At 43.8% G+C, this 23,926-nt stretch carries 20 protein-coding genes; 9 read left to right on the top strand and 11 right to left on the bottom strand.

Going from position 1 to position 23,926, the window contains the following annotated elements; all coding sequences use genetic code 11:
• Positions 1-18: 18 nt before the first annotated feature.
• The 3 genes from recR to RH96_RS08130 form a co-directional block, all read right to left on the bottom strand.
• Complete coding sequence (gene recR, locus RH96_RS08140; RefSeq protein WP_010199654.1) at positions 19-612, bottom strand: recombination mediator RecR; 594 nt, start codon at positions 610-612, stop codon at positions 19-21.
• Between the two features lie 237 nt (positions 613-849).
• Positions 850-1,179, bottom strand: a complete 330-nt coding sequence (locus RH96_RS08135) for a YbaB/EbfC family nucleoid-associated protein (RefSeq protein ID WP_010199653.1) — start codon at positions 1,177-1,179, stop codon at positions 850-852.
• Positions 1,180-1,273: 94 nt separating this feature from the next.
• Complete coding sequence (locus RH96_RS08130) at positions 1,274-2,563, bottom strand: O-succinylhomoserine sulfhydrylase (RefSeq protein WP_010199652.1); 1,290 nt, start codon at positions 2,561-2,563, stop codon at positions 1,274-1,276.
• A gap of 409 nt (positions 2,564-2,972) precedes the next feature.
• Here RH96_RS08130 and RH96_RS08125 point away from each other — a divergent pair, with 409 nt between their 5' ends.
• From RH96_RS08125 to dusA, 3 genes are all read left to right on the top strand, one after another.
• Positions 2,973-4,616 (top strand): phospholipase D family protein, encoded by a 1,644-nt coding sequence (locus RH96_RS08125; protein ID WP_010199650.1) that lies wholly within the window; start codon positions 2,973-2,975, stop codon positions 4,614-4,616.
• A 236-nt stretch (positions 4,617-4,852) separates the two neighbouring features.
• Positions 4,853-6,157, top strand: coding sequence for an MFS transporter (locus RH96_RS08120; protein WP_010199648.1), 1,305 nt, complete (start codon positions 4,853-4,855; stop codon positions 6,155-6,157).
• Between the two features lie 108 nt (positions 6,158-6,265).
• Positions 6,266-7,237: a tRNA dihydrouridine(20/20a) synthase DusA gene (dusA, locus tag RH96_RS08115; protein ID WP_010199634.1), complete on the top strand. Its 972-nt coding sequence runs from the start codon at positions 6,266-6,268 to the stop codon at positions 7,235-7,237.
• A 213-nt stretch (positions 7,238-7,450) separates the two neighbouring features.
• Here dusA and RH96_RS08110 read toward each other — a convergent pair whose 3' ends face one another.
• The 4 genes from RH96_RS08110 to RH96_RS08095 all read right to left on the bottom strand — a co-directional run bounded on the left by RH96_RS08110 (position 7,451) and on the right by RH96_RS08095 (position 13,790).
• Complete coding sequence (locus RH96_RS08110; protein ID WP_081501583.1) at positions 7,451-8,242, bottom strand: CPBP family intramembrane glutamic endopeptidase; 792 nt, start codon at positions 8,240-8,242, stop codon at positions 7,451-7,453.
• Positions 8,243-8,333: 91 nt separating this feature from the next.
• Positions 8,334-9,224 (bottom strand): alpha/beta fold hydrolase, encoded by an 891-nt coding sequence (locus tag RH96_RS08105; protein WP_010199629.1) that lies wholly within the window; start codon positions 9,222-9,224, stop codon positions 8,334-8,336.
• A 230-nt stretch (positions 9,225-9,454) separates the two neighbouring features.
• Positions 9,455-10,510, bottom strand: a complete 1,056-nt coding sequence (gene sppA, locus RH96_RS08100) for a signal peptide peptidase SppA (protein WP_010199623.1) — start codon at positions 10,508-10,510, stop codon at positions 9,455-9,457.
• Positions 10,511-10,760: 250 nt separating this feature from the next.
• Positions 10,761-13,790 (bottom strand): ComEC/Rec2 family competence protein, encoded by a 3,030-nt coding sequence (locus RH96_RS08095; RefSeq protein WP_010199622.1) that lies wholly within the window; start codon positions 13,788-13,790, stop codon positions 10,761-10,763.
• A gap of 477 nt (positions 13,791-14,267) precedes the next feature.
• Here RH96_RS08095 and RH96_RS08090 point away from each other — a divergent pair, with 477 nt between their 5' ends.
• Positions 14,268-14,843: a DUF2062 domain-containing protein gene (locus RH96_RS08090; RefSeq protein ID WP_037033357.1), complete on the top strand. Its 576-nt coding sequence runs from the start codon at positions 14,268-14,270 to the stop codon at positions 14,841-14,843.
• A gap of 36 nt (positions 14,844-14,879) precedes the next feature.
• On the opposite strand, the gene RH96_RS08085 is transcribed toward RH96_RS08090, so the two are convergent.
• The 3 genes from RH96_RS08085 to RH96_RS08075 all read right to left on the bottom strand — a co-directional run bounded on the left by RH96_RS08085 (position 14,880) and on the right by RH96_RS08075 (position 17,597).
• Positions 14,880-15,188 carry a hypothetical protein gene (locus tag RH96_RS08085; RefSeq protein ID WP_010199620.1) on the bottom strand — a complete coding sequence of 103 codons (309 nt, stop codon included), beginning with the start codon at positions 15,186-15,188 and terminating at the stop codon, positions 14,880-14,882.
• Positions 15,189-15,564: 376 nt separating this feature from the next.
• Entirely contained in the window at positions 15,565-16,245 is a 681-nt protein-coding gene (lolD, locus tag RH96_RS08080; protein ID WP_010199619.1) for a lipoprotein-releasing ABC transporter ATP-binding protein LolD, read from the bottom strand.
• A 116-nt stretch (positions 16,246-16,361) separates the two neighbouring features.
• On the bottom strand, positions 16,362-17,597 hold the full coding sequence (locus RH96_RS08075) for a lipoprotein-releasing ABC transporter permease subunit (RefSeq protein WP_010199617.1): 1,236 nt from the start codon (positions 17,595-17,597) through the stop codon (positions 16,362-16,364).
• 447 nt (positions 17,598-18,044) lie between these two features.
• Between RH96_RS08075 and RH96_RS08065 the strand changes: the two genes are divergently transcribed.
• Positions 18,045-19,025 (top strand): hypothetical protein, encoded by a 981-nt coding sequence (locus RH96_RS08065; RefSeq protein ID WP_010199613.1) that lies wholly within the window; start codon positions 18,045-18,047, stop codon positions 19,023-19,025.
• A 151-nt stretch (positions 19,026-19,176) separates the two neighbouring features.
• Here RH96_RS08065 and RH96_RS08060 read toward each other — a convergent pair whose 3' ends face one another.
• Entirely contained in the window at positions 19,177-19,566 is a 390-nt protein-coding gene (locus RH96_RS08060) for a hypothetical protein (protein ID WP_010199611.1), read from the bottom strand.
• Between the two features lie 865 nt (positions 19,567-20,431).
• Here RH96_RS08060 and ccoN point away from each other — a divergent pair.
• The 4 genes from ccoN to ccoP are packed head-to-tail and all read left to right on the top strand — an operon-like array spanning position 20,432 to position 23,885.
• The gene (ccoN, locus tag RH96_RS08055) at positions 20,432-21,910 is read left to right on the top strand and encodes a cytochrome-c oxidase, cbb3-type subunit I (protein ID WP_010199609.1); all 1,479 of its coding nucleotides are present in this window, start codon (positions 20,432-20,434) and stop codon (positions 21,908-21,910) included.
• A gap of 9 nt (positions 21,911-21,919) precedes the next feature.
• A complete protein-coding gene (ccoO, locus tag RH96_RS08050) occupies positions 21,920-22,558 on the top strand; it encodes a cytochrome-c oxidase, cbb3-type subunit II (protein WP_010199607.1) in 639 nt (212 codons plus the stop codon).
• The gene (locus RH96_RS08045; protein WP_010199605.1) at positions 22,558-22,740 is read left to right on the top strand and encodes a CcoQ/FixQ family Cbb3-type cytochrome c oxidase assembly chaperone; all 183 of its coding nucleotides are present in this window, start codon (positions 22,558-22,560) and stop codon (positions 22,738-22,740) included. The genes ccoO and RH96_RS08045 overlap by 1 nt, the downstream gene beginning before the upstream one ends.
• Entirely contained in the window at positions 22,737-23,885 is a 1,149-nt protein-coding gene (gene ccoP / locus RH96_RS08040; protein WP_010199602.1) for a cytochrome-c oxidase, cbb3-type subunit III, read from the top strand. Before RH96_RS08045 ends, ccoP begins: the two co-directional genes overlap by 4 nt.
• The last annotated feature ends 41 nt before the right edge of the window (positions 23,886-23,926 follow it).

The raw sequence follows: 23,926 nt of genomic DNA, 5'->3' as shown, positions 1-23,926 counted from the left end.
AGAGAACTTATAAAATTGCTATAGGAATGAACGATTTTGCATCGCTTGTCCAAGGGTCATACTATCAAGGTATTCCAGCTCGCCACCCATCGGTACGCCTTGCGCCAAACGTGTGACTTTATTGACATGACGACTGACCGCTTCGCTGATAAAGTGTGCGGTGGTCTGCCCTTCGACAGTTGTACCCGTTGCCAATATCAGCTCTTCAACAGGCTCTTGCTTAACCCGCCATACTAGCTGATCGATGTTTAAGTCGTCGGCACTAATCCCATCAATCGGTGATAAGTGACCACCTAAAACAAAGTAGCGTCCACGATAACCTGCCGTTTGCTCGATAGCCATCACATCTGCCGCCGTTTCGACCACGCATAATAGGCCATCATCACGCCTTGGATCTTGACACAGCGGACAAACGACCTCATCACTAAAGCTGTGACAACGCTGGCATTCGACGATATCACGCATCGCCTCATCAAGTGCTTGGGCGAGTGCCATGCCTTGTGGGCGCTTTTTGGTAAGCAAATGCAGCGCCATACGTTGGGCACTTTTTTGACCCACACCCGGCAAAATACGCAGCTGTTTGACCAGCTGATCAAATTTGGCTGTCAGCAAAGCATCTTCCTTTATTTAACTTAATTTATAAATCGTAGCTATAAAAATGGGGTCGTATCATGTCGATAACAACCCCATTTTGTATATGATCATAGTCAGATAACATATAATTAGCTAAATATAAAGCCAGTCGTATATCGATACCAAAAACTTGAGATAACGAGGAAGACGAGTGCAAGCGCTACCCTTAGTAGGCTTAGCGAGTCTGACAAAGTTAGCTTGTTTTTGGGATAGATATTAGAACATGCCTTGCATACCTGGTGGCAGGCCCATACCTGAGGTCGCGCCAGCCATGGTTTCTTCGTATAGCTCATCCGCTTGACGTACCGCGTCATTGATAGCAGCAGCGATTAAGTCTTCGATCATATCTGGCTCATCTTCAAGCAAACTTGGATCAATGGTCAAACGCTTAACCACATGGCGACCCGTCATGGTGACTTTTACCAGACCACTGCCCGCTTCTGCGTGAACTTCTTTATTGCCTAGCTCTTTTTTAGCACTTTCAACGTTTGCTTCGACTTTCTTTTGCATCGTTTGTGCTTGTTGCATCAATGCTTGAATATTCATAATTGCCTCTTTGTCTTTTATAGTAATGAGTAATTTTTATTAACGTAAATAATAACGTAAAGTTTATGCGTTAACGGTGATTATACCGTTATCTTTACAAACTGTCTAAACCACGCGCCAAATCTTTAATGATATCTTCTACATCTTCCAAACCGACAGACAGACGAATCAGACCATCTTTGACGCCTGCTTCTGCCCTCGCCTCAGCGGTCAAGCGAAAGTGGGTAGTAGTCGCTGGATGGGTAATCGTGGTTTTAGCATCGCCCAAATTATTAGTAATAGAAACCATTTGCGTTGAGTCTATCACATGCCATGCAGCGGCTTTTGAATCCTGACTATTTGAATCAAGGCTAGCAGATGGTTTGACTTCAAAACCCATGATAGCACCATAACCACCTTTCATATGATGTTGACGCGTCGCCAGTTCATGAGCCGGATGATCGCTCAACCCTGAGAAATGCACGGTACTGACATTGGGGTGATTGACCAAAAATTCTGCCACTTGATTGGCATTATGACAATGCGCTTGCATACGCAATTTAAGCGTCTCAAGCCCTTTGGTAAACACCCAAGCATTAAACGGACTCATGCTAATACCACCTGAGCGCACCACGGTAAATGCCTCTTGCATGAGCGCATCACTACCAACCAGCGCACCGCCCAATACGCGACCTTGCCCGTCTAAGTACTTGGTCGCAGAATGTATCACCACATCGGCACCCAAGTCGAGTGGACGCTGTAAGGCTGGCGTGGCAAAGCAATTATCTACCACCAATAAGATGTCATTGGCTTTGCACAGCTTACTTAAATACTCAATATCACAAATCTGCGCCAATGGATTGCTGGGGCTTTCGCAATAGATTACTTTGGTATTCGGCTGCACTGCCTTTGCCCAAGCGTCATTATCGAAGCAATCAACGTAGCTGACCTCAACGCCAAACTTGGCCATATAATTATTGAATAGACCGATGGATGAACCAAACAGCTGATTGGCAGCCAGCAGATGATCGCCTGCTTTTAGGTACGCCAAGCACATGGTCAAAATCGCACCCATACCCGAAGCTGTCGCAACAGCGCGCTCACCATTTTCAAGCGCTGCCAAACGACGCTCAAAGGTACGCACGCTCGGATTGGTATGCCGCGAGTAGACGTTGCCCGTCTTATCTCCGTTAAAATGAGCGGCGGCATCTGCCGCTGAGGTATAAACATATGAGCTGGTGGTAAAGATAGCCTCTGAGTGCTCACCTTCATCTGTGCGATGTTGCCCTGCTCGTACAGCGATGGTCTGCATGCCATAATCAAGCCCTAAATCTAGGGCATCGCTACGCCAGTTCGGATCTAACTTACTCAAATTGCTCTCATTCTGCGTTTGTGACTGACTCATAAATCTTCCGTTACTTTTGTTAATAGTAAAATGTGTTAGTAGTAAAATGGCTACTTGTTTTTAATTATGGATACCATTTGTCAGCGTTATCATAGCATGTCAACTTATTCCAAACATCTGGTTTCAGAGCCACACTAAACATTATTTTTGAATACGCCTTGATAGAGTAATGAGGTCTATAATCAGAATAAAACGCGAGCTTAGTCAAGTGCATAAGCTAAAAAAATAACGTATTTATAATAGGCAGATAGGACGACAGCTGCTAAGCTTAGCAACCATTTAGGCTTTGTCCTACGCTTTGTCTCGAGTGTTATTTTTATAAGCATTATAATCAGCGCTATTATTTGAAAATAAACGAAAATACTCAGCAAACTTTCAATAAATCAAGGCTTATTAGGGTTAATCAGTTATGTCGATGCTAAATATAGAACCAAGCAATTTATCGCTGAGCCTAACACTCGGGTTGACCTTAGGACTTAGTGGATGTCAGAGCTTGCCCGAACAGCCCCATTTGCCTGAAAGCCAAGCCTTGTCAGCGCGAGTGAATGCTTTATATCAGCAAGAAAGCAACCAACAGCCTAAACAAATTGCAGCGACTGACACCAGTAATATCGATTTGGTGTCCGCTATCAGTGCACAGAATGACATTCACCCTGATTTGTCAGGCTATCACCCGATAGTGACTGGGGCAAATGCCTTTGCCGCGCGCAGTATCTTGACAGATATGGCCACACGTAACATCGATGCACAGTATTATATTTGGCATAATGACCAAGCCGGTCAACTACTGTTAAAAGACCTCTGGGATGCAGCTGAACGCGGCGTTATCGTGCGCTTATTGCTCGATGATTTTAATAATAGCGCGAAGTTTGATCAGCATTTATTACGTTTTTCCAGCCACCCAAACATTGCGGTGCGCATTATTAATCCGTTGATGCATCGTAAATTTCAAACCTTAAACTTTGTCACAGGATTGCCGCGTATCAATCGGCGTATGCATAATAAAAGCATGACCTTTGACAAGCAAATCACCATCATTGGTGGTCGTAATATTGGTAACGAATACCTGAGTAATGATCAGAGCAGTCAATTTGCGGATTTGGATGTGTTACTTATTGGTAAAGTCGTCGCAGATATCGACAACAGTTTTGCCAGTTACTGGTCATCACCTTTATCATTTGATATCGAAACGTTGGCAAAATTTGATGATGATGTGACACCTGATTTTCTATCCGCATTGGATAAGCTCGGTCTCGACGAAGACAATAACGAAGGCAGCAGTTTGACAGTCTATAAAGCGGCGATCAAAGACTCTACGATAGACAGCGATCTGATCAATAAACGGGTACCCTTTCGCTGGACAGATATGCAGTTTTTGAGTGATGACGTCGGTAAACTGAGCAAAACGGTTCCTACTGACACCAATTTGGTGCATCAGCTGCGCACTTTGCTCGGTAGCCCAACCAAAAAACTGACTATCATTTCTTCTTATTTCGTGCCGACTAAAGATGGTGTCAATACCTTGGTCAAGTTGTCCGAATCTGGTGTTGATATTAAGATTTTAACCAATTCATTTGATGCGACGGATGTCACTGCCGTTCACTCTGGCTATAGTCAATGGCGACCCAGCTTGCTTCGCTCAGGCGTCAGAATATATGAGCTAAAATCAACGGCTGCCGAAGAAGAACGTGAAAACAAACTGTGGCGAGCGCGTAGCCAATCATCAACCAGCTTACATGCCAAGACTTTTGCCGTGGACGATTATCAAGTCTTTATTGGTTCATATAATGTTGATCCGCGCTCTGCCAATATCAATACCGAAATGGGCGTGATTATTAACGATGAGGAACTGGCAAGCCAGCTGCACGGTGCACTCAGCGATGATTTGTTAAACCAAGCTTATGAAGTCAAGTTGCTAGAGAGCGGTGCTTTGCAATGGCATACCATGGAAGATGGTAAAAAAGTGATTTACGATTCGGAGCCACGCGTTGATATGAGTGATCACATTTGGCTCACCATCATGTCATGGTTACCAATCGACTGGCTGCTATAAAGACGTAAGACCTTTTACTCACTGACCCTTAATTGACACTCAAAAGTTCAGGATTTCGGATTTAGCTTCTGTTAAATCAAACACTCTGTAACCAACATTGCTCATACCAAATATCCAAACTTACTGTTTCGGCAAATCATTATCCATCTACGTTGATTTGCCGGTTTTTATGATGAGCGGTTATTCAAACGATGACCGTCTTAACGACACTTTACTCTGTGGATGCGTGATCTATTATGCCGTCTCGTTCTCAATATGCGTTAATGTCTGCTAGAGACAAAAATGTAGTGCTGTTTATTAGCTTTACCAGCGCTGTGGTGTTTTTTGATTTTTTGATTTATTTGTACATGGCAGATATCATCTCTACTGCATTTTTTCCTGCGAACACCAACCCTCAAGTTGCTAAACTACAAGGGCTGGGGCTTTTTGCTGTTGGTTATTTAGCACGTCCAATTGGTGGTATCCTCTTTGGTCGATACGGTGATATAAAAGGTCGAAAGCCCATATTGTTGCTAAGTCTGATAGTGACCGCTGCAAGTTTGTTAGCGATGGCGTGTCTGCCCACTTATGCACAGTGGGGATGGATTGCGCCCGCTTTATTTATTTCCCTAAGGCTTATACAGGGTATGGCATATGGCCTTTATGTCCCCTTGGCATGGGTTTTCGTGGCAGAGCATGTACCGCGACAGCATTTATCAGTAGCCTGTAGCTATGTCACTGCCAGCTTTTTAGTGGGCGTGCTGTTTTCAAATGCATTCTTTATGTGGCTTTCTACCTTTATGACGACAGATCAGTTGACTGATTATGGATGGCGTTTGCCATTCTTAGTTGCTGCTGTATTAAGCTTTTTGCCATTATTGGTATGGCGACTCGTTGGAGAGACACCGTTTTTCCTTGCACTGGACAAGTCAAAAATTGGTACTAGCGTGAGCGAACCATTTACCATACTCTTTAAACACTGTAAGCATTCTATATTTGTCGGCATGGTACTGACATTGGTCATTTCTAGCATTACCTCTGTTATCATTCTACTGCTACCAGACTTAATAGAGATAAACTTTGTTTTAGATAGTGACCTATTTGGGTTTTCTCATAGTTTGGGCATCATATTTATGATTTTTGGTTGCATATTTTATGGCATGGTGTCTAACCATGAGAATTTTGGTAAAATTTTAGTTGTTGGTTCGGTTCTACTCATTGCTCAAATGCTGGCCTTCTTTTACCATTTGCAGGCAGGTGGTGATTACATATTAATCATGTATGCACTATTAGGCTTCTGCGCTGGCATCGTCGGCATGGTACCTGCCATCCTTGTGCAATTGTTTCCGACCAATGTGCGCCTCACAGGAATGGCTTTTTGCTATAATATTACCTACGGTATCGTGGGTGTGCTAGTACCTTTCGGTCTAGGCTATGCCACTACGCTAATAAGCTTCTCACCAGCACTATACATTACGTTTATTGGTTTTATTGGTATTATCATGGGGCTTTACTTTTATAATCTGCCTGAATACAAAAAAATTGACCATGTGATCTCGTAAATAGCTGACCAATATCCACATCAAAATTGAAACTAAGGTGCAATGGTATGTCTCATCCATTGCACCTTATCCATTTATTTAAGACACAAATATTAAGGCTTAATACCCATGGTTGATATGACCAATAAGCGACTGTCCGTTGCCCCAATGATTGATTGGACAACCACCGACTACCGTTATTTTGCACGGCTGTTTAATCCGCATACGTATCTATATACCGAAATGATCAGTACTGGTGCGCTCATACATGGCAATCGGGCTCGGCATTTGCGCTTTGATACACTTGAGCACCCACTTGTCCTGCAACTTGGCGGTGCAGATATTGGTGAGATGACCCAATGTGCTGAATTTGCTCAGCAGCATGGCTATGATGAAGTCAATATCAATGTTGGTTGCCCATCAGATCGGGTACAGCATAACAAAATTGGCGCTTGTCTCATGGCCGAGCCAAACACTGTCGCTGACTTAGTCAAACATATGCAAGCGGCTGTCGATATCCCAGTGACAGTTAAACACCGTATTGGTATCGATGATTTTGACAGTTATGAGTTTATGGCAGATTTTGTGCAGAAAGTCGCTGCTGCAGGTTGTAGCCGTTTTATCGTTCATGCCCGTACTGCATGGCTACAAGGTCTTAGTCCCAAGCAAAATCGCGACATTCCGCCACTGCGCTATGAGGATGTGTATCGTCTCAAACAAGACTTTCCACAACTCGATATCGAGATAAACGGTGGTATTGAGACAGTTGCAGATATTCAAGCGCACTTACAGCATATAGACGGTGTGATGATTGGCCGCGCGTTTTATCACAACCCTTATCTACTGGCAGAAGCCAACAGTTTATGGGGTGAGCCAGCACCTAAGCGCTCAGACATTTTGACGCAGCTTTACCCTTATCTAGAAGAAAAAGTCGCCACAGGTGAAGCACTGCCCACGATGACGCGTCATTATTTAGGATTGTTTCAAGGGCTGACAGGTGCTCGAAAATGGCGTCAATCACTGAGTGGCAAACCCAAGCTGACCATAGATGATATTAAGCAAGCAGCGTCTGAAGTCTTGGCGTTAAACCCTGATGCGTAGCTTTTTTTGATTAAACAGACGCTTGATTAAACAGATTTTGATTAGACCGCGTCCTCATTTTTAAAATGGCGATAAAAATGAGATAAGTTGCCGTCAAACAAGGAAAATAGCGCAGATAATATCGAGATATTAGTCAGCTATTTGACACCGTTTGGCAAGATTTAGCCATTTTTGACCTATTTAGATGACCATCTATTGAATTGAGGACACGCCCTAAGCTGTTTGCGCTAAATACTGCCACATCGCTGCGCCATTATTCACAATATGTAGCAGCATTGGTAGTAACAGCGAGCCAGACTTTACACGTGCGTAGCAGAATATCAATGCCAACACCACGATAGTGCTGATTTCATAAACGCCATATTGCAAGTGAATCACCGCAAATATCAAACTGGTGATAATACTGGCAATGATCGCCCCACGCTGCTCTTGACTTGGTGAGACGACGAATTGCTCAGCAATGGCCGACCATACTATGCCGCGAAAGACCAGCTCTTCGTATAATGGCGCAACGATCACCATCGCAAACACCAGTAGCCACACTGAGCTGACTGACTGGTACAGCGGGTCTACAAATACCAATGGTGATTTATCGAGCCAGTAAGTCAATGCCTGACTGCCAATCATAAATATCAATAGCAAGCCCAGCATGCCGATGCCAACCGTTACTGAAAACGGTTTGAGCGCTAGATACTGTTGCCAATTACCACCTCTTAGTTGAATCAGCATAACGATGAGGGCGACTAGCAAGACACCGCCAATCATGATCGACACACTCACGACCGTACCATTACTACTGCCAAAGAAAAATACATCCGCCACGCTTGAGCTTTTAGCTGCTGGTAATAACAGCTTGCCTGCAACATACACCCCTAGCAATTGACTGATAAAAAATGATATGACCATTCCTACGGTCATTGAAAATGCACCGAAGCGTGAAAATAACGACGAACGCTCGGGCTCATTTATAGACGGGTCATTGGTGGCACTAGGTTGGTTTGGCATAAGGCGGTGACTCAAAAAAATAAACGAGCAATGCTCCTGACAGCTTCATATAGTTATTCATATAAGCCATTAAATAAGTAGCGAGCATCATTCATGTTGGGAGTTGTTGCTTGATTAAATCCAATACTTGCCGTGATACAGACTCTGGATGCTCAAGCGGGAACATATGACCACCCGCGTGGGTTGCATAAGGAATATTGAGTCGGGATTTGATTTGCTGCGGGAAGCGGCGTTTCAGAAAGATACTGTCTTGACCAATAATCAATGTGACAGGTACTTTGGGCCCTCGATTTGGTGCCAGCCAATACCAAGAAGGATTGGTACGGAACACAGCGACTTCACTGGCTTTAGGAATGGCCAATGTTACCTTGCCATCCGCACGCTCATGCAAGCCATGCTCGATATATCCTTGAAAACTACGCTCATCAAAGTTTTTAAAAAAACCTTTATGCCGCATTTTTTCATACGCGTCGGCTCGGCTGTCCCACACATCGCGGCGATGCTTAGACACGCCAGCTGGTGACAGCTTGTCCATCAAACGATTATTCATAAGAGGCAATCTGTCTGCTGTCTTTGCCAAATGCCACAAAAAACTGACTTTGCCATAAATCCAAGGCGGATCCATTAATACCGCCTGAGCAAAGTGCTGAGGTGCACGGTACAGCGCTTGTAACGTACACATAGCACCCAGCGAGTGCCCAACGGCCACAACTTGCGAGATACCATGCTTCTCACAGGTGCTTTTTACACTATCTATAATCTGTTGAGTCAGTCGACGCCAATGATCATCCACTGGATAATCAGGCGTATTACCTAACATCGGGATATATTCGATAGTAAAAAACTCTGCTAAATGCTCAAAAAACGGCTGATAGACGGCACTTGGCATCCCATTGGCATGGGCAAAATGTATAACAGGCTTATTGGTTTTTTTGGAGACAGGTAGCGCTGCAAAGGTCTGCAAATTTATTTCATCTCTCATAACAGGCTCTCGTGGGATGGTTTATGTTATATATTATTTTTAATGATTGAACCTTATAGCATACTTAAGCTAAATATCACCAATATAGCAAAATTGATAGCTATCGCGACATTGATAACGATTTACTCTTAAATAAGGTATTTTATTTAGCATTACATACAATTGAGGCTGAGCATAATTATATGCCCAGCCTCAACAATCATACACAGTATATCTAAAACATTAAACGCTTAACGCATCTTTACGTTACCTTCTTCTTGTGGTAAAAAACCATCAAGACTAACGCTAGAGCCAATGCCTGCACCCAGTTGCACGGCAAAACGATCCATAAACATTTGGAACGGATCAGTTGGGCTATAGCTAATCACAGTATCAAGATCTAGTTGCTTACTCAGGCTTGTGATACTACCTGTCTTGTCTGCCAAACCTAGCTCAATAGACTGCTCGCCTGTCCAAAACAACCCTGAGAACAGTTTGTTTTGCTCAGGGTTTTTCAAGCGGTCACCGCGACCTTCTTTTACAGCATTAATGAAATGCTTATGCGTATTTGCCAGTACTTTTTCGACATGATTTTCTTCATAATCAGTCAATGGGCGCGACAAGCTTAAAATGTCTTTGTACTCACCAGCCGTAATAGTACGATCTTCTACACCGACCTTGTCCATCAAACTTTTGACATTGTAGCTTGGCATAATGACACCGATAGAGCCAACCAAACTTGATGGATTGACATAAATCTCATCTGCCGCAGAAGCGATGTAATAAGCACCTGAAGCACCAATATCACCGATAACAGCATAAAGCTTTTTATCTGGGTACTCTTTGCGCAAATCCATCATAGTCTGCCAGATTTCATCAGACTGTACAGGTGAGCCACCAGGTGAGTTGATATCTAATGCCACCGCTTTGGAATTACTATTCGCAAAAGCATCTCTCAAAGCTTCATTGACATCATAAGAATTGGCAACATCGTCATTACTGATGACGCCTTGCAGCTCAACCACGGCCAAATGCGGCGCGCTGGTATCGACTGCATCCATACCCGTTGGCGAACTACTACACCCACGACCAAGGGTCAAAAATATCAATAAGATATAACCAAAGGTCAATAGTTTAAAGAAAATACTCCAGCGACGAGCGCGGCGCTGCTCAACCACACTAGCCAATAAGGTGTTTTCAATCAGGCGCCATTCTTGTCCGCTTGGCTGGCTTGACTGTGGCATCTGTGTTGGCTGATTTGCCGAATTGTCAGAACGTTTGTTAGGGTCTGGTGGCCAGTTGGGCATATAACTTCCTAAGTCAGAAACAGTCTAAAACGATAAAAGAGATGATATAGAAAATAAATACAGTGAGAAATCAAATTTTCTCACTGTATAGGTCATCTATATTAATAGAGTGCTAAGTATGGTGCTATTTCGGTTATGGTTCAAGAGTGTAACCGTGAAATATCACCATATTATGACGCTGCTATGGTTAAGATGATTTTTAGAATGGATTGTCAAAATAAGATGTCGCGTCTAAGTATTATTCTAAGACTCAATGAGCATTCAGAGACAGTGCTGCCTCAAGTGCATTATCATCATAAGTAATGACCTCATTGATACGCTGGCGCTTAATATCATCGGTCGCTAGGTGTGAGGCGCTGTGCCCAAGCCAAGTATGATGACTATAGGCGCTATTATCAAATGGTTCAGCTTGGCAGAGCAGTGACCACAGTTGCCAAACGCGCTGATGGGTATCGGCATCAACAACGATACGTGATGGCAAAGACTGAGCTTGCATAGTAAGTTCTTGGTTATTTGGTTGCGTATTTTTTGCTGTAGAGGGAATTGCCGTTAGTAGTTGAGAGATGGCCAGCGGTGAATTGAGTGGATCAGCTGCATTATACTGCAATACTTGTATCGGCAACCTGCTATCGATGGCAATTATACAGTCCCACACACTGGCATCATCTATCTTACTCCAGCCCGTCATTGCTTGTAATGATAAACCCCCGTTGGGGAGCTGCCATGAGTCATTTTGCTCACAGCTTTTAGGGCTGATATACGTTTTGGTAGTGACATGCGCTGCATTGTTAGCATTGTTAGATTCGCTTGTTTCTTTATAAAGTTTTTCTCGCTCAAACCAACGATCACTACGCCCTGCTTGCCAATACTGGCTGGTCGGTAGGCGCTGACTTATTCTGGCAACAGTCATCGGCAACAACTCTGAGGCGTTAGGTTTAAATGTATTGCTGGCATCGTTAGTCGTGAGCGTATCGGTCAATCCTGCACTGCTGGTCTGTACTACGAGCCCTTCTAAGCGTTTAATCGATAAGGTGCGTAATTGCTGCTCTAATATCGCGGACAGCTTCTCTGCCGTCAAGGTGCTTGGCATGGTACGCGTAGCACTAGGCCTGTGGTCTGCCAAAAATAACCAACTCACGCTTCCCTTCGCTGACTGCGCCTTATTATCCTTGCCCCCAACCTCGTTATCCATTATAGGATATTGCAGCACCGCCGCGCTTATATAGCGATCTCCAGTAGGTAATATATATAAAGTTGGTGACGTGGCTAATGACTGCTGGTTGGCATATACCGTCATCATTAATAGCGTCAAAGGCGGTAGTGCCAGCCAACGACTGATAAGTCCACGTGGTAATAACCAAGGCAACATCGCCAGCAATACCATCAGTAATATTGCCATATTCACTGGCGTATATAGCCACGCCTCTGACAGCGCTGGTAATGACGTCAGCCACGTAATCAAATCATGTAAATTACCAATGATTGCGCTGACCAACACCCAAATGCTATCAGCAAGCGCAGGCCATAATAAGTAGCAAAGCCCAGCTAGTAGATTGAGTGGTACGATAACCCAGCCAAATAAACCAATGGCAAATAAATTGATGACTAGACCCCATAGTGAAGCTTTGCCAAACAATAACAACGTAATGGGTAGCAACGAGATAAATAACCAGAACTGCAACTTAAAGACACGTTTGCCTGTAAGCCATACTTTTATAAGTAAAATACGGCTACGATGAACATCTCGATGAGAAGGATATCGAGCTGATGGCGATAACACTGAGTTATTTTGCGACTGTGAAGCACTATCGTATTTTAACAACAGCGCCACAGCGACAAAGGACAACCAATAACCAGCTTGCCAGAGCACATAAGGATCAAACCATGCCATCAAGACTGCCAGCGCCAGCAATACTCGCATCGTACTAATGGGCAGTAAGGTCAATCGTACTAAACCTATCGCCAATAACATCCATGCAGTACGAGCAGCAGGTACATCGAAACCAGTGAATAGCGCATAAATAAAAGCAGCACTGATCATCACCCACCAGCGCACTTGCCAGCGTGGTATGTGCCGATATAAGGCTGGATACAGACGATTGAGCAAGAATACGACTGCCCCTGCCAGCATAATCGCTAAAAACAACACATGAGTGCCAGAGATAGCTAGCAAATGTGAAATACCAGCCAGTTGATACAGATCTTTGGTATCGCGATTGATTAAGCTACGATCGCCTGTGAGCAAACTTAGAGTCACCGCTTTTGCTTGCTGCATGGCTGTAGTTTGTCCCGCCCACTCTCGATAAAAATGCTGTCGCAATTGCCAACGTCCTTGGTCAATCCGAGTACGAAAGCGCTTAAGATAGGAGCGAGAATCAGTTTCCAATGCAGACGACTCATCAAGCGCAAAAGACGACGTACTGGTCGTCACTATATTTGCCACCCCATCGATATTACGACCTCGCAACCAGCGATAACTGTCAAACCCAGAAGGATTATTGAGAGCTTGCTCAGAGGTAGCAAGCGGTGCGAGCGTTAACGTCATAAACAGCTGATCACCCGGTCGCAACTGATTTAGATCAGCGACCTGAGCGCTTTTAGAGCCTTTTTTTGGATAAGCATTGAGTAGCACTCGATATTCAATATTGCTATCACTACTTTCATTTGAAGTATCATCAAATAAATTATTATTGCTTAGGCTATCTTCTATACTTGTGAAATAATTGACCTTAGCACTATCTAATTCTTGAGCTGTCAACTCAGAAATTAGGGGCGATATATGACTGACGGTAGCGACTTGTCGATAACCGCTATTGGTGACACCATCATAAACGCTATCACTAATACCCTCGATAGTGACCAAAGCCTGTACACGCATAGACTCAGTAATTTTAGTCGCTTCAGCCTGCTGATAACCCATCAAGGCTTGCAATGCGCTACCCATCACCAGCCCCATAGCCAGTATCATTATCAGCAAATAGTTGACAATACGAATGGGAAATTTAGAGGAAGAAGAAAAATATTTAGACGTGTCTTGAGAAAAAAAAGGTTGAGAAGAATGGTGTTTAGAAGAAAACTTTTGGACGTTGACTGATTTTGTAGACAGCGTTTGACGCTGATTAATGGCCATCAAGACAATAGCAATAATGAGTAATAATAGCGGCCAACTGTTAGCGTTATGCAGCTCTATTGATGAATTGATTGGTATCGCCAGACTATCCGCGACTGCCAAAACGCCCATCATAACGATAATCATTAGACTACCAAGTAACCAGTACACCAGCGCTCCTTGCTTAATGAGCTGACTGTTTAAATACAGTCAATTTTAACGGATTATCATTGCTCACAAAAATGGGCACGAGTATATCGTTTCACTCTAGGGCGTGTCTTCATTTCAAAAATGGTGATAAAAATGAGATAAATTGCCGTCAAACAAGAAAAATAGCGCAGATAATATCGGGATATTAACCAGCTATTTGACGATGTTTGGCAAAATTTAGCCATTTTTAGCCCATTTAGATGACTATCGATTGAATTGAAGACAGGCCCTAGCAATGACGACTGTCTCGTTGGTCAAGCGATAGCATTTATTTTAGTATTGCCCTATACTGATGAGAGGTATTACAATAATAATTATTCGACACTATTACCCTTTTTTTCTGATACTATTCCCACCCGTATTTTATTCCTAATATCTCTTTATATCAGCCCATCAATATGATTGAGCCAGCGGTTGATAACGATTAAAGGCGATACTGTGCCCCAAAAACGTCTTAAAGACTTGCTGCCCACACCAGAGAAAATTCTAGAAAGCCGCATTTTAAAATTATTTGCACCGCATTTGGCTGATCCGCGTTTATGGCATTTTAACCGGCACAGCTTAAATAAAGCGGTCTATATCGGTGTACTCAGTGCATTTTTTCCGCTACCCGGACAGATGCTACTGGCATTAATTGGCTCGCTAATTTTTCGTGCCAATGTCCCTATGGCGCTTGGTTTGACGTGGATCACCAACCCCGTCACTAGCCTACCTATCTTTTATGCTGGTTACTACATCGGCGCTAAGATTATTGATGTGCCGATGATCAGTTTACGACTTATCGGCAGGATGATTGCTGATTTTAGCTTGTGGGTACTATCTGATGGCGCTAACCCCTTTATCACTTATCACGGTACTGTTTCATTAACCGCGTTTTGTGTGGGAAGCGCCATACTCGCTATTATTACCAGCATCATTTGCGGATTGGCATTTAAGGCTATTTGGCGTTATAAAACCGTGTCAAGCTGGCAAAAACGTCAGCACACCGTTCAAGAGAAACCGCCTAAACGATAATCTGCAACCTCAACACATACGGCTCATTGAATCCAATTACTCGTCTTCTTTATCTTTTTCTATCGCTGCTAGGACATTGTCTGTAAAGCTGCTATCCATCACAAAGATATCGACCACTTTTTCGTCTTTGAGCAGCGTATAGCGTTTACCAGTGGCGCTATCCTGCGCTTTTAAATCGTAATCAACACCTGCCAGCGTAATAGAATCAAAAACTGAAGTAAGTAGTTCAATCTGTGCATCTTTGTCGACGGTGTCAAACAACGTTGGATCAATATACGGTTTCAATGGCTCATTGCCTTCTTCGGCACTGCCAAAAGCAGCGATTGGATCTTCATCTTCATTCATTGTCATTATCCTTGTTCTATTAAATAAGGCTACTACAGCCGATTCTATATAAAAAATACATCAGGTACATTGTTAGGATTACTCTGTCTGCACTACTCTTTACTGCATCCAATTATACTCAGCAAACTATAGTTGGCAACCTATTTTTTATACTCTACTTTATGATATTTCTTCTAAAGCGTGTCATCATTTTAAGCAGGGTGATAAAAATGAGCCCCATTGTAGCCAAACATGAAAAACAGCGAAGATAATATCGAGGTATTAACTGGATATTATCTTCGCTGTTTGGCAAAATTTAGCCATTGTTAGCTTATCTATATGACTGTTGATTGAATTGACCTACTTTAATACTTAGGATATTCCATACTTAAGCCATTTAGTATTGTTCCCAATGACCATTACGCAGTAACAGCTGACGATCCGCCAATGCCGCCAAGTTACGGTCATGCGTCACCATCAGTAGTGCCGTTTGCATGGTACTTTGCAGCTCTGATAGTAGGCCAAAAACGCTTTGCGCATTGTCATAATCCAAGTTGCCCGTTGGCTCATCTGCCAATATGAGCGAAGGTTTGGTGACGAGTGCACGAGCAATGGCCACGCGTTGACGCTCACCGCCTGATAGCTCGCCAGGTCTATGCGCCAAACGATGCTCTAGACCAACGCTCTCTAATATTGCTATTGCTTGATCTCTCGCCTCAGTCGTTGATACTTTTGGGCGTAGCAGCAATGGCATCGCGACGTTTTCAATCGCTGTGAACTCTGCCAATAGATGATGAAATTGATAAATAAACCCTAAGTGCTTGTTGCGCATCGCACCGCGTTCGGTTTCATTCATACTGTTTAATAGCTGACCATGCAACCAGACTTCACCACTGGTTGGCGTATCCAGTCCACCCAGCAAATGTAGCAAAGTGCTTTTGCCCGAGCCGCTGGTACCAACGATAGCGATGCGTTCACCCGCATGGACGGTCAAATCCAAGCCTGTCAATACTTGGGTGCTAACCGCACCTTCATCATATATCTTATTAATATTGGTCGCCTTTAGAATGGCAGACATAGCGCTTCCTTTATTTTATTTATACCGATATTCATGATTTTTTTAAACCTGACTAAACATTCCAGCCTTGAGCGCGCGAGTAAATCCGCGGCTCAATCTCTCTCTTATGGCTTCAATTATTCATAGCGCAGTGTTTGTGCAGGCTGAATTTTAGCCGCTCGACGTGCTGGATAAATCGTGGCCAAAAAGCTCAATACAAACGATGCACCAGTAATCAATACCACGTCCGTCAAGCGCAGCTGTGATGGTAGGTAATTGACAAAGTAAGCATCAAAAAGATTGAGACCGAAGGCTTGATTAATAAAGCCTAGAATGTCGCTAACCGTGAGGGCAAATATAACGCCCAATATCGTACCCGCAATCGTACCGATGACGCCGATGACCACGCCTTGTACCATAAAGACCTGCGTAATCAGACGAGGTGACGCGCCAAAGGTCTTTAGAATCGCAATATCCGCTTTTTTATCCGTGACCAGCATCACCAAGCTTGAGACAATATTAAATGCTGCCACTAGGATGATTAAGAACAGTAGCAATCCTACCATGGCTTTTTCCATTTGGATCGCCCCAAATAGATTGCCATGCGTTTGCGTCCAGTCATTCGGATAGAGTCGATCAGGGGCAATGGCAGCCGCTTTTTGAGCAGCGATGGGCGCGGTAAAGATATCATTTAGCTTCATACGGATACCTTGAGCACCAGCTGGCAGACGTAACAATTTGCCAGCATCACTCATCGGAATAAAGGCCATGAGGCTGTCCACTTCTGGACTGATACTAAAAATACCCGTGAGGGTAAAACGCTTAAAGCGCGGTATCACACCAGCAGGTGATGGCGATGCTTCTGGCAACACCAAAGTCACTTTATCACCGATACTTAAGCCCAGCGATTGCACCATCTCTTCACCCAGTACAATACTAAAATCACCAGCTTGGAGCGTGTCGATACTGCCTTCAGTCATATGATCGTTGATGATCGAGACATTTTTTTCGTACTGAGGATCGACGCCAGTGACCATAATGCCTGCCACTTGGCCATTCGACGTCAGCATGCCTTGTAATTGAATGAAGGGTGCCACAGCAGCCACTTCTGGATCTTCTTTGATACGATCTGCCAATTGTTCCCAATCGCCAATCACCTCACTTGAGATAACCGTTGCTTGCGGCACCATGCCCAAAATACGGGTTTTTAGCTCGCGGTCAAAACCATTCATGACCGACAGCACCGTAATCAATACGGCAACCCCAAGGGTCAAACCTATCATCGAGATCAGCGATATAAAGGAAATAAAACCATTACTACGCTCTGCTCGGGTGTATCGTAAGCCGATAAATAACGCTAAAGGACGAAACATATTCAAACTCTTTATCTTATCTACGTGCGACTTTTATATGCGCCAAAACGAGCAGCGACAAACGCCTTATATATGGCGTCTGCCATACCAACATATAAATCGAACACAAAAATAGGGTTTAAAATAGGCCAGATTTGGCCATCAAAAGGGAGCTAGTTTGACACAATTTGGCAGATATGTGCCAGTCATTAGCAAAAACTGCGCGTATTTTTTAATAAAAATAGGGTTTTGTTATTATTTTTTATGAGGGGCTTGCTATTACTTGCGTCTATACCTATATATTGTATGCTAAGGACAATTGTCACTAACCCCTCATTGTTGTTTGCTGACCCTGTGCTGCTGACATTGCTGGCTATCATAGACCAATGATTGTAGATATTGGATGCTAGATAAGCAATCACAGTGTTAGGTCCAAACTTCATCGCTGACTTAAGTTTGAGTATTTTCATGACCATTAATTATCAATATAAAAACATCCAATCTCCTACCAAAATCACATTATCCGACGAGCAAGCTGCGGGTCATGCCGATCATTGGCGTATTTTAACCGATGACATGAGTCAGGATGTGCCAGAGTGGCTACAAAAGATGATCGAAAAAGCAGCCATGCCCAAGGGCCTCAACCCCAACGTCAGCGCCAAAGACAGTTGCTTGTTGTTGTCTGAAGATCAGCCTTGCCACATCAACCAAGTGCTGGCAATGAAAGACGGCAAACCAGAACGTTTTATCAACGCCTACCCTTGTGTTGACAGTCCTTATGGGCTGCATTGCAAAATCGAGCGTATCATCGCCAATGACAACTCGCATGACGCAGTACTGCGCTTACGTACGGCTGATGGTAGTATCATTTATGCCTTTGACCAGCTTTATACAGCCAATCGCCACTTATACCAACGCGACAGTTCGTATTTTGCGAATTTCAGTGCTTGGGCGCATGAGATTAAGCTGAGCGAACAGCAAGAAGTCATTATGGTCGAAGATCAAGAAGCCATCCGCTACCACCGCGCGTTTAACGACATCGTCGCTGCCAATGACGGCCAAATACCAGACGATCTACAAGAGCAAATCAAAGAATGGAAGCCTGAAACCAAAGAACAAATGGCTCCTGTAGAGATTAACTTGGGTCATATGTGTGCGTATCTGTTCGGTGATACTTTGGGACAAGAAGACGAGGCATGGTGCCAAGGTCAAGTACTTGGCAAGCAAGAAACCGTTTTTAACGGCAAATCCATTATTCTATTTGATGTGGTAATACTACGTGAGCAAGATGCCGATCCATTCGTGGTACGTATTGGCGCACTCAATACAGTAGAGACTGCTTCTATCAAAGTACATGACTACATTCAGGCAAATGTTTGGCTACAAGCCGCCATTTACAAAGAAAATCAGAAGTCACAAGACGCGACGGCGCAATCAAAAACCAGCTAGGAAATTTAAGAATTCTCCTGACTACTACGTCATTCTGACCGTCACCGATCATAAAAAAATCCCCTAACATAGAATTAGGGGATTTTTTTATGGTCAGTGTGAATAAGATTGATCAAAACTAACCGATTGGGAAAATCGAGAGAATACAGGCTTAAGCCATAGTCGTCATTGATTTGATACGCTTGTACAATTCTTTTTGCTCAGCACTTGGACGCGCAGTTTGTACCGCCATCAGTTGTGACATGTCACCTTCGACACGAATTTTGCCACCCATAAACGCACCCATAATTTCATTAGTGTCGAAATCAGTGATGATAGATTGCAAGATACTACGGTCAAGCAAGAGTGTCGTGGTCGCATTATCATTCAAGCCGCGATGCAACAAGCCATCGGCAAAGTTGGCTTCGATGTCTTTGTCCGTGTCGGACACTTTTAGGTTAATAATCATATTAGCCAGCGCTGGCGGCAAATTTAGCTCACCGGCTTCACTACCTAACTTCTCAACGTCATCGAACCATGCATCTGTCAAAAAAACTGCCATCTTATTATCCTTAATGAATGGGGCACTGGGGTCATCTTATGGATTACCGCCGCCCAATTGTGTTCAAATGATTAAAATCGTTATTTTGTCATTGTTGTCATAACAATGGATAGGAAATCTACTATCGATCTTCTTCAGCCTCATTATAAGGGGCGATTTGATGATAAGTAAAACCTATTTATAAGGCTAATGTTGCCATTGTTACAAAAATTTCTCTAGAGTTTGTCCTTGTACCCTGCAATTCGTATCATTTAACCCTCTAGAATAGTCTTAAAATTGAGTATAAAATAGGCTCCTAGCATAACTACAAAGAGTTGCCTGCCTATATTTTTACCAAAGAGTTTGTATTTTGCCGCATAGTTCTGATGATATTTGATTAGGATTGCGTTACAATACCCTTAAACAGAGTCGGGAGTTTTAACTAAACATTACGTTAATCTGTTTTTTTGTCAGCCGCCGCTAGCATACATCAATGGTCAATAATATTTTATTACCAGGTGGATACCAGTATCTATCTTCGTTAGTGCTGTTATTTTCAGTAGTAATTAAGATAAATCCTTAACATCGCTAGATGTTTGATGCTTAATTATACGGCGCCACTCCTTATTCCCCTTAACGAGTTATTAACAATCCTACTATCAACTGGTTGTAAGCGAGATATTTTTCTAGCGCTTCCCCCTTCCTCTTTGCATCAGTAGATACCGAGTGGAAGCTTAGCTTGATAGTTAATAACCTTAAGATGATAAGTGAGTCAAAAAACAGCATGTACCGCAGTCACTATTTGCTTGCATCAATTTATTTGATACAGATAGCGCGGAGAGTTAGTTAATTCTGTTGATAATTCGGGCTGTAAAGGAATCATCCAATGAGTTTACAAAACACAGCAGTCGCCCCAGTTGACCGTGAGTACGAAATTACTGTCGTAAGATTTTTTACGATAATGGCCGTTGTATGGGGCATCGTCGGCATGAGTCTTGGCGTGTTCATTGCTTCACAGTTGGCATGGCCAGCGCTCAACTTTGACATCCCATGGCTGACCTTTAGCCGTCTAAGACCGCTACATACCAATGCGGTTATTTTTGCGTTCGGTGGCTCTGCCCTGTTCGCAACGTCTTACTACATCGTCCAGCGTACCTGTAAGACACGCTTGTTCGCACCGTATTTGGCTTGGTTTACCTTTTGGGGTTGGCAGGCTGTTATCGTTTCTGCTGTCATTACATTACCGCTAGGTTTGACCTCAAGTAAAGAATACGCTGAGCTTGAGTGGCCCATCGACATATTGATTGCGTTGGTGTGGATATCTTATGCCATTGTTTTCTTCGGAACACTCATCAAACGCAAAACCTCACATATCTATGTGGCTAACTGGTTCTTTGCCGCTTTTATTATTACGATTGCGTTACTACACATCGTAAATAGCATGGCGATTCCGGTTAGTGCGTTTAAATCATACTCGTTATTTGGCGGTGCAACCGATGCCATGGTGCAGTGGTGGTACGGACATAACGCGGTCGGTTTTTACTTGACGGCAGCTTTCCTTGGGATGATGTATTACTTTGTCCCAGTACAGATTGGTCGTCCTATTTATTCGTATCGTTTGTCTATTGTTCACTTTTGGGCGTTGATTGCGTCTTATATGTGGGCTGGCGGTCACCATTTGCATTATTCGGCGCTTCCTGATTGGACGCAGTCATTGGCAATGGTGTTCTCCATTATCTTATTCGCGCCTTCTTGGGGTGGTATGATTAATGGTGTCTTGACGCTATCTGGTAGTTGGGATAAGTTACGTACCGATCCGATCATTCGCTTTATGATTGTGGCACTGTCATTCTATGCCATGTCGACATTCGAAGGCCCAATGATGTCTATCAAAACCGTTAATGCGCTATCGCATAATACGGATTGGACAATTGGTCACGTACACTCAGGTGCACTTGGTTGGGTGGGCATGATTACTATTGGTTCGCTATATGTACTGTTGCCTCGTATTTATAATAAGCCAAAAATGTACTCTATCAGCTTAATCACCACGCATTTCTGGCTAGCGACGGCAGGGACTATCTTTTACATCGTATCAATGTGGATCTCAGGTATTGGCCAAGGCATGATGTGGCTGGCTACTAACCCAGATGGTACTTTGGTATATAGCTTCGTTGATACGGTTGAGTTCTCACATTTCCCATATATTGGTCGTGCTTTCGGTGGCTTCTTATATGTGTCGGGCATGTTTGTGATGGCATATAACGTTTATAAAACACTTAAGATGCCTGAAGGTAAGCCTGTAGATGTTGCTGATCCTACGGATCACGAATCTAGTGTCAATACCTCGACAGCTAAAGTATAAGGAGCGATCATGGCTGGTACACCGCATGAAATTATTGAAAAAAATACAGGCTTGTTGGTCATCGGTATCGTTATTGCGATTAGTTTTGCAACGTTAGTTGAAATCGTACCGCTGATTTATGATAACAAGGGTCCAGAAGAAGGTGGCGTGAACGCCCCACTACCTTCTATGGAGCCATGGACTGCGCTTGAATTTGAAGGTCGTGATATTTATATTCGTGAAGGTTGTCACGTCTGTCACACGCAGATGGTTCGCCCACTGCGTGCTGAAGTTGAACGTTATGGGCCGTATTCACGTGCCGCTGAATCAACATGGGATCATCCATTCTTATGGGGTTCAAAACGTACAGGGCCTGACCTAGCACGTGTTGGTGGACGCTATTCGGAAGACTGGCAAAAGCAACATCTCATTGCGCCACGGTCACTAGTACCTGAGTCAGTGATGCCAGGTTTCCCTTGGCTTGCGACCAACGAAGTCAACGGTACGAACGTACAAGCGAAGATGCGTCTATTCCGCGATCGTTTTGGCGTACCTTACACTGAAGAAGATATTGAAGGTGCTCCTGATGCTGTGCTTGGTGCAACTGAGCTTGATGCTTTAGTCGCCTACCTTCAGCAGTTAGGCACCGCAATGGAAGGACAGCGCTAATGGGTATTGGTGAATTACAAACAATTGCGACCGTCTCTGCCTTTGTTGCCTTCGTAGGCGTTGCATGGTGGGCGTATTCGCCAAAAAACAAAAAACGCTTCGAAGAAGATGCACAACTTGCGCTTGATGACGAGGATATAAAGTCTCTGTCTGAAGAGCAGCGCAATAAGGATAAACGATGACATTTTTTTGGAGTTCTTGGATCACGCTATTCAGTTTCGGCTGCTGGCTTTTCATTCTTGGCGTTCTACTGTTTGTATTAAAATACAAGCCAGACGTCGAGGAAGACGGTACCACTGGTCATGAATATGATGGTATCCGAGAATACGACAAACCACTCCCTAAATGGTGGTTGGTGATATTTTTTGGCTCAATCGTTTGGGGTGTCGCTTACTGGGTATTTTTCCCAGCAATGTTCCCAGCACACTGGGAAGGCATCGCCACCGTAGAAGTCGATGGCGAAACCGTACCATGGACCTCTAAGAACGAGCTATTCAGTGAGCTTGAAAGCAATAATAAAATCTTTACCGATAATTTTGAGCAAAGCATCTTGGTAAAAGCAGATGCAGCGGGCGCGACTGCGACATTGGGCACACTTAATGAGTTGCAAGCAACCATGCGTCGTAGTGAGACACCACCTGCAGATTTGCAAACACAAATTGATGGAAAAATTGCTGAGCTTGCCCCTTATATTGAAAAGCTGTCTGAAAATCCGAACGCCCTAAAAGTCGGTAGCCGTTTGTTCTTACAGAACTGTTCGGTATGTCATGGCTCGAATGCGAAAGGTGCAACAGGCTACCCTAACCTAACTGATAATGATTGGTTATATGGCGGCGAAGCACAAAATATTTTGACCACGCTACACAACGGCCGCGTTGGTGGTATGCCAGCATGGCGCGATCAGATCGGTGAAGACGGTGTGCGTGCAGCATCAGAATATGTATTATCGTTGTCATCGAATAACGGTAGTAAAAGCAACGGCAAACTTGATCAGACATTGGTTGCTCAAGGTTCAGCTATCTTCCAACAAAATTGTGCGTTATGCCATGATAAAGATGGCAAAGGTATGATTTCAGCGGGTGCGCCAAACTTAACTGATACCATTTGGTTATATGGCGGCGAGCGCGAAACGGTACGTAATACTTTACGTTACGGACGCGCAGGTGTGATGCCGCAGTGGGAAACGAAGCTAGGTAATGAGCGTATTATGCTACTTGCTGCTTATATTTACTCTTTGTCAGACAAGCCAGCTAAGGCCACTCAAGCCCTACCTGTTACTGCTACTGCGCCAAAAGCAGCAGCACCGGCAGCAGCTACCGTTAACTAAGACTACTTCAGTCAGTCGTTATAGGATACATGGATAAGATC

It is taken from the genome of Psychrobacter sp. PAMC 21119 (assembly GCF_000247495.1).
Taxonomy (GTDB): Bacteria; Pseudomonadota; Gammaproteobacteria; order Pseudomonadales; family Moraxellaceae; genus Psychrobacter; species Psychrobacter glaciei.
The sequence above is the reverse complement of the archived record's forward strand: the minus strand, read 5'-3'. Positions and strand labels throughout refer to the sequence as shown.